The sequence below is a fragment of the Skermanella stibiiresistens SB22 genome, assembly GCF_000576635.1.
GTDB classification, from domain to species: Bacteria; Pseudomonadota; Alphaproteobacteria; order Azospirillales; family Azospirillaceae; genus Skermanella; species Skermanella stibiiresistens.
Genome location: NZ_AVFL01000050.1, coordinates 22,073 through 32,007, shown reverse-complemented (window position 1 = coordinate 32,007; position 9,935 = coordinate 22,073). Strand labels below are relative to the sequence as shown.

At 66.5% G+C, this 9,935-nt stretch carries 12 protein-coding genes; all 12 read left to right on the top strand.

Annotation, left to right across the window (positions count from 1 at the left end; all coding sequences use genetic code 11):
• A partial coding sequence (locus tag N825_RS33210) for an acetyl-CoA carboxylase biotin carboxyl carrier protein (protein ID WP_037461191.1) occupies window positions 1–249 on the top strand: 249 nt, incomplete at its 5' end.
• 4 nt (window positions 250–253) lie between these two features.
• Window positions 254–1,606 carry an acetyl-CoA carboxylase biotin carboxylase subunit gene (accC, locus tag N825_RS33205; RefSeq protein WP_037461190.1) on the top strand — a complete coding sequence of 451 codons (1,353 nt, stop codon included), beginning with the start codon at window positions 254–256 and terminating at the stop codon, window positions 1,604–1,606.
• A complete protein-coding gene (pxpB, locus tag N825_RS33200) occupies window positions 1,603–2,262 on the top strand; it encodes a 5-oxoprolinase subunit PxpB (RefSeq protein ID WP_037461188.1) in 660 nt (219 codons plus the stop codon). The genes accC and pxpB overlap by 4 nt, the downstream gene beginning before the upstream one ends.
• Window positions 2,259–3,251, top strand: coding sequence for a 5-oxoprolinase subunit C family protein (locus N825_RS33195; protein WP_037461187.1), 993 nt, complete (start codon window positions 2,259–2,261; stop codon window positions 3,249–3,251). Before pxpB ends, N825_RS33195 begins: the two co-directional genes overlap by 4 nt.
• A complete protein-coding gene (locus N825_RS33190) occupies window positions 3,248–3,655 on the top strand; it encodes an acetyl-CoA carboxylase biotin carboxyl carrier protein (protein ID WP_037461186.1) in 408 nt (135 codons plus the stop codon). The genes N825_RS33195 and N825_RS33190 overlap by 4 nt, the downstream gene beginning before the upstream one ends.
• Before the next feature lie 11 nt (window positions 3,656–3,666).
• Window positions 3,667–4,449 carry a LamB/YcsF family protein gene (locus tag N825_RS33185; RefSeq protein ID WP_037461185.1) on the top strand — a complete coding sequence of 261 codons (783 nt, stop codon included), beginning with the start codon at window positions 3,667–3,669 and terminating at the stop codon, window positions 4,447–4,449.
• A gap of 104 nt (window positions 4,450–4,553) precedes the next feature.
• Complete coding sequence (locus tag N825_RS33180; protein WP_037461183.1) at window positions 4,554–5,324, top strand: SDR family oxidoreductase; 771 nt, start codon at window positions 4,554–4,556, stop codon at window positions 5,322–5,324.
• A gap of 8 nt (window positions 5,325–5,332) precedes the next feature.
• Window positions 5,333–6,034: an amino acid ABC transporter permease gene (locus N825_RS33175; RefSeq protein WP_037461196.1), complete on the top strand. Its 702-nt coding sequence runs from the start codon at window positions 5,333–5,335 to the stop codon at window positions 6,032–6,034.
• A 3-nt stretch (window positions 6,035–6,037) separates the two neighbouring features.
• Window positions 6,038–6,787, top strand: coding sequence for an amino acid ABC transporter permease (locus N825_RS33170; RefSeq protein WP_037461181.1), 750 nt, complete (start codon window positions 6,038–6,040; stop codon window positions 6,785–6,787).
• Window positions 6,784–7,551 carry an amino acid ABC transporter ATP-binding protein gene (locus N825_RS33165; RefSeq protein ID WP_037461179.1) on the top strand — a complete coding sequence of 256 codons (768 nt, stop codon included), beginning with the start codon at window positions 6,784–6,786 and terminating at the stop codon, window positions 7,549–7,551. Before N825_RS33170 ends, N825_RS33165 begins: the two co-directional genes overlap by 4 nt.
• Before the next feature lie 31 nt (window positions 7,552–7,582).
• Window positions 7,583–8,434 carry an ABC transporter substrate-binding protein gene (locus tag N825_RS33160; protein WP_037461177.1) on the top strand — a complete coding sequence of 284 codons (852 nt, stop codon included), beginning with the start codon at window positions 7,583–7,585 and terminating at the stop codon, window positions 8,432–8,434.
• A 138-nt stretch (window positions 8,435–8,572) separates the two neighbouring features.
• On the top strand, window positions 8,573–9,265 hold the full coding sequence (locus N825_RS33155; RefSeq protein ID WP_037461176.1) for an IS6 family transposase: 693 nt from the start codon (window positions 8,573–8,575) through the stop codon (window positions 9,263–9,265).
• Window positions 9,266–9,935: the final 670 nt, after the last annotated feature.

The following is a 9,935-nucleotide window of genomic DNA, read 5'->3' as shown; positions in this document are numbered from 1 at the left end:
GCGCCGCGGCGCGAGGACCCGGAGATCAGATCGCCCTTGGCGGGGACCCTCTATTTCTCCCCGTCGCCCGGCGAAGCCGACTTCGTCACGGTCGGCCAAGTGGTGGAGGTTGGCGCCACCCTCTGCGTCATCGAGGCCATGAAGGTCTTCAACGAGGTCAAGGCCGAGCGCGCTGGGACCGTCGAGGCCCTGCTCGTCACCTCGGGCGACGACGTCGACGCCGGCCAGCCGATCCTGCGGGTCGCGTGATCCGATGTTCAAAACGGTCCTGATCGCCAACCGCGGGGAGATCGCGCTCCGCATCCAGCGCGCCTGCCGGACCCTCGGTCTCCGCACGGTCGCCATCCATTCCGAAGCCGACCGGGACGCCATCCACGTCCGCGAGGCCGATGTCGCCCTCTGCGTCGGACCGGCGCCGGCGGCCAGGAGTTATCTCGACGCCTCCGCGATCCTGCTGGCCGCGAAGGCGACGGGAGCGGAGGCGATCCATCCAGGATATGGGTTCCTGTCGGAGAATGCTGATTTCGCCGACCGTGTCGAACGGGCGGGCCTCACCTTCATCGGACCGAGCGCCGCCTGCATCCGGACCATGGGCGACAAGGTCGCCGCCAAGCGCGCCATGCGAGAGGCGGGCGTTCCCTGTGTGCCGGGACCCGATGGGGCGCTTCCCGACGATCCCGGGGCCGTCCAAGGGATCGCGGCGGAGATCGGATACCCGGTCATCCTCAAGGCGGCGGGCGGTGGCGGCGGACGCGGCATGCGGATCGTCACCCACGAGGACGGTCTCGCCGACGCGCTGGCGCTGACCCGCGAGGAGGCGCGCCGCGCCTTCGGCAACGCCGCGATCTACGCCGAGAAATTCCTCGAACATCCTCGCCATGTCGAGATCCAGGTCATCGCGGACGGCCAAGGCACCGCGCTATGGCTTGGCAGCCGCGACTGCTCGCTCCAGCGCCGTCATCAGAAGGTGCTGGAGGAGGCGCCCGCCCCGGATCTGCCGGACTGTTTGGTGGCCGATGTCGGCGCCCGCTGCGCCGAGGCGTGCCGGCGGATCGGCTACCGAGGGGTCGGCACCTTCGAGTTCCTGGTCGAGGACGGCGTCTTCTCCTTCATCGAGATGAACACCCGCGTCCAGGTCGAGCATCCGGTCACCGAGATGACGACCGGCATCGACATCGTCGCGGAGGGGATCCGGGTCGCCCAGGGCGAACCGCTCGCCCTGTCCCAGGCGGACATCGCCTGCCGTGGCCACGCGTTCGAATGCCGGATCAACGCCGAGGACCCGGAAACCTTCGCCCCGTCGCCCGGCCGCGTCACCCGCTGGGAGATCCCCGGCGGCCCCGGCGTGCGCGTCGATAGCCACATGGCGTCCGGAACCGTCGTGCCGCCGTACTACGACTCGCTCATTGGCAAGCTGATCGTGCAGGGCGCGACGCGCCGAGAGGCCCTGGCGCGTCTGCGCGTGGCGCTTGCCGAGATGCGGGTGGAGGGTATCGCGACCAACCTGTCCCTGCATCGCCGCATCGTCTCGGACGAGCGTTTCTCGGCTGGCCCCGTCGATATCCATTACCTGGAAACCATCCTGTCCAGCGGAGACCCAGCTTGAACGCCGGCGACCCCCACGTCAGCCGCCTCGGTACCAGCGCGCTCCTGTTCGAGGCGCCGGGCGAAACCGACCTGCCGACGCAACGCCGCATCTGGTCGCTGGCGCGCGAGGCCGAAACCTGGCCGGAGGTGCGCGAGGCGGTGCCGGGCGTCAACAACCTCCTGCTCAGCTTCGGCAAGCCGCCGGACCGGATCACGGCGCTGGAGACGCGTCTCGTCGCGGCCTGGCGGGAGGCGGCGCCGTTGCCGCTGGACGGCCGCGTCTTCGAACTGCCGGTCGTCTACGGCGGCGCCGGGGGCCCCCACATGGCGGATGTCGTGGAACACACCAAACTCTCCCCGGACGAGATCGCCGCGATCCACAGCGCGCCCGTCTACCCGGTCTACGCGGTCGGCAGCCATCCGGGATACTGCTATCTCGGCGGCATGGACACGCGCATCGCCACGCCGCGGCGGAAGGTGCCGGTCCTCAGGCTGCCCGGCGGCTCCGTCTCGATCGGCGGCGCGCAGACGGGTGTCTCGGCCTCGGATGGGCCCAGCGGCTGGAACACGATCGGAAGCACCTGCATGCGCTTCTTCGACGCGACCCGGGATCCACCCGCCTTGCTCCAGCCGGGAGACAGCATCGTGTTCAAGATCGCGGGAGTGCTTCGATGATCGAGATCCTCTCCGAAAGCGGGCTGGCGACCGTGCAGGACCTTGGCCGCTCCGGCGCGCTGCGTTGGGGTGTCGGCACGGCGGGAGCGATGGACGGGATGGCACTCGCCTGCGGCAACCTGCTGCTCGGCAACGAGGAGGGAGCCGCCGCGATCGAGGCCCAGGTCTTCCCCTTCGAGGTCAGGTTCGAGACGGATGGCGCCTTCGCGATCACCGGCGCCGACTGTTCCGCGACGCTCGATGGCGATCCGCTGCCCCCATGGTCGGCGGCCTGGGCGGTGGCCGGCGCCGTGCTGCGCCTTGGCCTTCCGGCACCCGGCCGCTGGCGGGGCGCCCGGGCCTATCTCTGCGTCGAGGGCGGGATCGATGTCCCCGCCGTCCTCGGATCGCGCAGTACCCAACTGCGCGGTGCGATCGGCGGGTTCGAGGGCCGCGCCTTGCGGCGGGGCGACAGGATGCGGTCGGCGCCGCCCGCTTCCGGCGCTCCTGGCGTGGCCGAGGTCGGGGTGGTTCCCCCGGTGATCGCACTCCCGCTCGATGTCGATGGCCACATCGCCGTGCGCGTCCTGCCGGCGGCCGAGTACGACCGCTTCAAACCTGCCTCCCACCGCGCGTTCTGGTCCGAGCCCTGGAAGGTGACGCCGCACAGCGACCGCTACGGCTTCCGGTTGGCGGGACCGGCCCTGGAAACGCTGGCGCCGTTGGAGATGCGATCCCATGGGATCGTGCCGGGAGTCATCCAGGTTCCCCCCGGCGGTCAGCCGATCGTCCAGATGTGCGACGCCCAGCCGTCCGGCGGCTACCCGAAGATTGGAACCGTGATCGAGGCCGACCTGTGGCGGCTCGGCCAAGCACCGATCGGCGGCTCCGTCCGCTTCGTGGAGACGGCCTGGGACGACGCCCTGGCGGCGCTCGACGGGAACCGGCGCTGGCTCGACGAGGCGCGCCGCCTGCTCGACCTTCACCGCACGCGGAGCACCGCCCGATGACGTCGCCACTCGATCACGTCGCCGACATCGCGGCTTGGTTCGCGGCGACGGACCTGGACATCCTGGAACTGACGGGACCGGCCGGATACTTGCGGCTCCATCGCGGCGGCGACCCCGTCATCGGGACCGAACCGCCGCGCGAGCCGACTGCCGGGATCGAAGCGCAAACCCTGCCGTCGCCGGGTTTCGGCCACTTCCTCCACGCTCATCCCCTCCGCGAAACGCCCATGGTCGAGCCGGACGAGCGCGTGGCGGCCGGACGATTGCTGGGGTTCCTGAGGGTCGGCGTCCTGCTGGTCCCGGTCCGAGCCCAGCGCCCTGGCGTCATCTCCGCCATCCTGGCCGCCGATGGGGCGCTCGTCGGGTACGGCGACCCGCTGTTCCAGTTTTCATCCCAGTCTTGAGGAGCCCGCCGATGGAGATCGATCTCAACGCCGACCTTGGCGAGGGTTTCGGGCCCTGGCGCATGGGAGACGACGAGGCGCTGCTCGATGTCCTGTCATCGGCCAACATCGCCTGTGGCTTCCACGCCGGTGATCCGGTGATCATGGAGCGGACGGTGGAATCGGCGCTGGCGAAGGGTGTAGATGTCGGCGCCCATGTCGGCTTCCCCGACCTTCAGGGTTTCGGCCGGCGGGTCATGCGGATCGACCCTGGCGAAATCGCCGCCATGGTCACATACCAGCTGGGGGCGCTCGCCGGCATCGCCCGGTCGGTTGGCCACCGCATGACGCATATGAGCTTCCACGGCGCGCTGGGGAACATGACGGCGGCCGATGACGCCCTGGCCGACCGGCTGGTGGAGGCGGTGGCGCGTTTCGATCGGGATCTGATCATCGTCTCATCGACCAGCCACGCGATCGAAACCGCCGCCGCGTGTCACGGTCTCCGGGTGGCGACCACGTTCCTGGCGGATCGCGCCTGCGACGCTGCGGGACTGCTGGTGCCGCGCGGCTTGCCGGGCGCCGTGATCCATGACGAGGCCATGGTGCTCCAGCGGGTTCGCCGCCTGCTCCGGGAAGGCATCGTGCTGGCCCATGACGGGCAACCCCTGGCGATGCGCCCGGACAGCATCCTGGTCCATGGCGACACGCCCGGCGCCGTGTCGCTGGCGCGCGCCATCCGGCGGGAGATCGAGGCCGCCGATGGCCGGGTGGTGCCCGTCTCCCGGATGGCCGCCTTCCAAGTGGCGACCTGACCGCCCGATTATCCATAAGACGGCCTTATCTCCACAAAGCCAATCCATCTTGGCGGCCGGTCGACGACATCGGTTAACGTTTCTTCATCAAAACAGGGTGTCCCATGCCTTTCTCCGATTACAAGACCGCCCTCGTCACAGGCGCCTCGTCAGGGATTGGCGCGGCCGTGGTCGAACGGTTCCGCCGCGAGGGGCTGGAGGTTCACGCCCTGGCGCGCGGCGCCGCCGCCCTCGCCGACCTGGCCGAGCGGACCGGATGCGTCGCCCACGCGATCGACGTCACCGACACGGCGGCCCTCGCCCGTCTGGCGGGGGAGGTCGAGTTCGACATCCTGGTCAACAACGCGGGTGTCGACCGGCCGAAGTCCTTCCTCAACGCCGATGATGGCGACATCGACCTGCTGATCGACGTCAACCTGCGCGCGGTGCTCCATCTCTGCCGTCTGATCGTGCCGGGCATGGTGGCGCGCGACCGGGGCCACGTCGTCAACATCTCGTCGATCGCCGGCGCCTATAACTTCGGCGGCAATTCCACCTACCATGCCACCAAGGCGGCGGTCAGCATGCTGTCCCGGCAACTGCGCGTCGACGCCTTCAGCCGGCGCGTGCGGGTGACGGAGATCTGTCCGGGCCGGGTCGCGACCGACATCTTCGCGCATGTCCACGGCGACAGCCCCGAGATCCGCGAGCGCTTCCTCGACGGGTTCGAACTGCCGGAAGCCAACGACATCGCGGAGGCCATCGCCTTCGCGGTCGCGGCCCCCGTCGCGGTCAACATCGGCCACATGGAGATCACGCCGACCTTGCAGGTTCCCGGTGGCTTGTCGACGGCGCGGGCGCCCGAATGGGGCGCCAAGCCCACCCCGTCCACCTGAGGCCGGTCATGCAAGATTTCGATCTCGTCGCGGTCCTGACCAACCCGGAATTCCGCGCCATGCTGCTGGGAGGTCTCGTGATGACCTTCGTCGTCGCGGTCGGTTCCTGGTGTCTCGCGATGGGATTGGCCATCACGCTTCTCGTCGTCCGCCTGGTGCCGGGCCGCGTCACGGAATGGCTGGTCGGCACCTATGTCGCCTATCACCGCAACGTCCCGACGCTCGTTCAGCTGATGCTGTGGTATTTCGGGATTTCGAGCCTGCTGCCCGATGGCCTGCAAATGTTCCTGACGGACAACAACGGCGAGGCCGTCTTCGCGATCGTCGCTCTCGGCCTCTGCCAAGCCGCCTATTTCAGCGAGGATCTCCGATCCGGCCTCCGCGCGGTGCCGCCGGGTCAGACGGAGGCGGCGCGGGCCCTTGGCCATGGCTTCATCGGAACCATGCGCCACGTGCTGATGCCGCAGGCGCTGCGCAACGCCTTGCCATCGCTGATCAATCACAGCGTATCGCTTTTCAAGAACAGCAGTCTGGCCATGGCGATCGGCGTCGCGGAACTCACTCACGCGGTGAAGGAGGTCGAGAACCAGAGTTTCCAGACCTTCGAAATCTACCTGATCGCGACCATCGCCTATCTGGTCTGCTCGCTCGCCATCATGGCGGTCGGCGCGGTCTTGAGCCGTCAAGCGGCCATCGCGGGAGCACGCTGAGCCATGCTGCTGGACCTTGTCGACATCATCCGCGAAAACTGGCTCCTCCTGCTGATCGGCCAGTATCCCAACGGCCCGCTGGGCGGCTTCGCGGCGACGCTGATCCTCTCGGTGCTGAGCATCGCGCTGGCCTTCCCGCTCAGCGTGCTGATCGCCTTCGCGCGGTTCTCGACCAATCCCTTGCTGCTGTGGCCGGCGACGGTGTTGGTCTATGTGGCGCGGGGCGTGCCGCTGCTGATGCTGATCCTGTGGGTCTATTTCATGGTCCCGCTGCTGATCGGCGCGAACGTCCCGGGCTTCGTCACGATGCTCGTCACGCTGGTGATCTACGAGGGCGCTTTCCTGAGCGAGGTGGTCAGGGGAGGGATCGTGGCGCTGGGCCGGGGACAGGTGGAAACGGCCCGCGCGCTGGGCCACGGCTATTTCGGCGCGATGATCCACATCATCCTGCCCCAGGCGCTCTATAACGTGATGCCCAGCATCCTCAGCCAGTTCGTCTCGGCCATCAAGGAAACGACGCTGGGCTATGTCATCAACGTGCCGGAACTCACCTTCGCGGCCAACCAAGTCAACAATCAACTGCTGACCAAGCCTTTCGAAGTCTTCTTCCTGCTGGCGATCATTTATTTCCTGGTCTGCTGGACCCTGACCCGGGCCGCCTTGGTGCTGGAGCGCCGCATCGCCCACAAACGCGCCGGCATGCCGGGCGTCGCCCTCTCCTTGAACCCGCAAATGCCGGTGCCCGAGCCATGACCCAGGAAACCCCGACAGCCAAGGTGGAACCCATGATCCGGTTCTCCAACGTCAACAAGAACTATGGCGGCTTCCAAGCCCTGGTCGACATCAACGCCGAGGTCGCGCGGGGCGAGGTCGTCGTGGTCTGCGGGCCATCGGGCTCCGGCAAGTCCACCCTGATCCGCACCGTCAACCGGCTGGAGGAGATCCATTCCGGCACGATCACCTTCGATGGGCGGAGCGTTCATGGGAAGATGCGTGGATCGGAACTCAACCACCTGCGCAGCCGCATCGGCTTCGTGTTCCAGAGCTTCAACCTGTTCCCCCACCTGTCTGCGCTGGAGAACGTGACCATCTCGCCGGTCAAGGTGAATGGCGTCGATCGGGAACAGGCCCGCGACCGGGCCATGCGGCTGCTCGACCGGGTTGGCCTATCGGCCAAGGCGAACGCCTATCCGGCGCAGCTTTCGGGTGGCCAGCAGCAGCGCGTGGCCATCGCCCGCGCGCTCGCCATGGAACCGCCCGCCATGCTGTTCGACGAACCCACCAGCGCGCTCGACCCCGAGATGGTGGGCGAGGTCCTGGCCGTCATGCGCGGCTTGGCCGCCGATGGCATGACCATGATGTGCGTCACCCACGAGATGGGGTTCGCCCGCGAGGTCGCCGACCGCGTCTGGTTCATGGACGCCGGCCAGATCCTCGAAACGGCGGAACCCAGCGTCTTCTTCGGCGACCCCCAGCACGCCCGAGCCCAACGGTTCTTGTCCGACCTGCGGCACTGATCCACGCGTCACCCTCCCAAGGAGATCCGATATGGCATTCAAGACCTTGAGTCTCGCCCTGACCGTGGCCGCGACCGCGGCCACGTCCATGTCCATGTACACGTCGGCCAGCGCCGACCAGCTCGACGACATCATGGCCCGGAAGGAGTTGCGCTGCGGCACCTTCGCCGATGTGCCGCCCTTCGCGGCGCCGGACACGAAGACGCGTGAGATGGTCGGTTTCGACGTCGATCTCTGTGGCGCCATCGCCAAGCGCTGGGGCGTCACCCCGGTGATCACCCCGCTCTCGGTCGAGGCGCGCGTCCCGGAGGTGAAGCTTGGCCGTGTCGACCTGACGATCGCCAATCTGGCCTACACGCGCGGTCGGGCCGAGCAGATCCAGTTCAGCGATCCGTACTACCTCGCGAAGGAGATGCTGGCGGTCAAGGCCAGCGATCCGGCCACGTCTAAGGCGGATTTCAAAGGCAAGCGCCTCGCGTCCACCAAGGGCTCCACCTCCGAGATGTCGATCAAGATGAACGGCTCCGAGCCGTTGACATTCCAGGACACCGGGTCGGCCTTCATGGCGGTCCAGCAGAACAAGGCGCGCGGCATCGTCGCCAACACGATGACGATCACGAAGCTCGTCAACGAATCGAAGACGAAGGGCGTCGAGCTCAAGATGATCGACGAGCCGATGGTCTTCCAGCCGATCGGCATCGGCATGCGGAAGGACGAGCCCGCCCTGCTCGCCAAGGTCAACGAGACGCTCCGCGCGATGGATGCCGCCGACGAGATCAATCAGGCTTGGAACAAGTGGCTCGGGCCTGACACCGAGTTCAAGATGACCCGCACCGACAAGGTGGTGTCGCTCGGCGAACTTAAGTTCGAGGCGATGCCATAAAACCATTTATTCTAACGGGTTAGCCCATTGATAGGTCTTCCTTGCGGTGCATCAAGCGAGCGTTATCCACCTAACGTTCGGAACGGCAATGTCACGGAAACCGTGGCGCTCCATCAGCGACGACGATAACCTACCTGGATGCATCCGATCTCGTGGGCCCGTCATAAGTTCCCGCCGACCGTCATTCGGCATGCCGTATGGCTTTATCCTCGGTTCACGCTGAGCTACCGGGACGTTGAGGACTTGCTGGCCGAGCGGGGACTGGATGTTTCGTACGAAATGGTCCGACGCTGGGTCGGCAAGTTCGGCCCGGCGGTCGCGCGGAACCTCCGGCGACGGCGGTGCGAGCCCAGTGCTCGCTGGCATCTCGATGAGATGGTGGTGTGCGTTGCCGGCAAGCGGATGTACCTGTGGCGGGCGGTTGACGATGAGGGCGAGGTGCTGGAGGTCCTGATCCAGCGCTGGCGGAACAAGGCCGCGGCCCGAAAGCTCATCCGCGAGCCGCTCAAGAAACACGGCTTCGTTCCGACCCGGATCACGACCGACAAGCCGCGCTCCCACGGGGCCGCGCCCAAGGAGATCGGCGTGAGCGCCGACCATGAACGAGGCGTCCTCCGGAACAATCGGGCCGAGGTTCCCCACCAACCACTCCTCCGACGGGAACGGAAGATGCGGCGCTTCAAGTCGCCCGGTTCCACCCAGCGCTTCGTCCCCATGCTTGCCGCCACCCACAACACTTTCAACGTCCAACGCCATCTGATTTCCCGCCGAACCTCGCGCGCCTTCCGGGCGCGGGCCATGGCCGAGTGGATTGCCGCGATCGCCGCCTGAACCAGTCGATGATTCCCGGCCCTCTGCGCGTCGGGTCACTTCGCGTGACAAAGCCCTTACGCGGCTTGCCCACCGGCCGTTTGACACTGGATGAAATTCTGATCGAACGGCATGTCATCGCCATTGACCAATGCGCCATACCGCGCTCCCCAAGGCTCACAACACCACCGTCAAAAAATCCACACGCCGTCAAGCTGCGGCGTCCAATGTGACCGAGGTTCGCCGCACCTTCATCCTGCGGCGGCCCGCTCTCCATCTGGGGCGCTTGGTGTTCCTCGAAAGTTTTACCGCTATACGTGAAATTATGATTATCGTAGGTGTCAGTTCGACTAGGGCAAGGCGGGCGGCATTTCAACTGTCGATTTTCCCGGATTGCTGGACTCGAACCGCAATTGGTGGACGGCTTCCGCCATCCACACCGTCCGCAGAATCTCCTCCAGGAACGCATTTACCTCACGCCAGTATGGTTGGCGACCTGAGGCGGTCGCGGAGGAATCTTTCACATAAGATCCAGTCCGACGATGCGTCTTTTCAAACGTGCCCACGAACAGGAACTGTGGTACGTCCGCCTGAACCCCAGGTTAGCAATTACGCTGCCACAGACCGCATTTCACGGGAAAAAGACACTATTTAACTTCGAAAATCATGCCATTGAATTTCAATATAACAT

What these genes read in the sequence shown, in the direction of transcription:
- accC (WP_037461190.1), top strand. Translation starts at nt 254, where the DNA reads ATGTTCAAAACGGTCCTGATCGCCAACCGCGGGGAGATCGCGCTCCGC.
- N825_RS33195 (WP_037461187.1), top strand. Translation starts at nt 2,259, where the DNA reads ATGATCGAGATCCTCTCCGAAAGCGGGCTGGCGACCGTGCAGGACCTT.
- N825_RS33190 (WP_037461186.1), top strand. Translation starts at nt 3,248, where the DNA reads ATGACGTCGCCACTCGATCACGTCGCCGACATCGCGGCTTGGTTCGCG.
- N825_RS33185 (WP_037461185.1), top strand. Translation starts at nt 3,667, where the DNA reads ATGGAGATCGATCTCAACGCCGACCTTGGCGAGGGTTTCGGGCCCTGG.
- N825_RS33180 (WP_037461183.1), top strand. Translation starts at nt 4,554, where the DNA reads ATGCCTTTCTCCGATTACAAGACCGCCCTCGTCACAGGCGCCTCGTCA.
- N825_RS33175 (WP_037461196.1), top strand. Translation starts at nt 5,333, where the DNA reads ATGCAAGATTTCGATCTCGTCGCGGTCCTGACCAACCCGGAATTCCGC.
- N825_RS33170 (WP_037461181.1), top strand. Translation starts at nt 6,038, where the DNA reads ATGCTGCTGGACCTTGTCGACATCATCCGCGAAAACTGGCTCCTCCTG.
- N825_RS33165 (WP_037461179.1), top strand. Translation starts at nt 6,784, where the DNA reads ATGACCCAGGAAACCCCGACAGCCAAGGTGGAACCCATGATCCGGTTC.
- N825_RS33160 (WP_037461177.1), top strand. Translation starts at nt 7,583, where the DNA reads ATGGCATTCAAGACCTTGAGTCTCGCCCTGACCGTGGCCGCGACCGCG.
- N825_RS33155 (WP_037461176.1), top strand. Translation starts at nt 8,573, where the DNA reads ATGCATCCGATCTCGTGGGCCCGTCATAAGTTCCCGCCGACCGTCATT.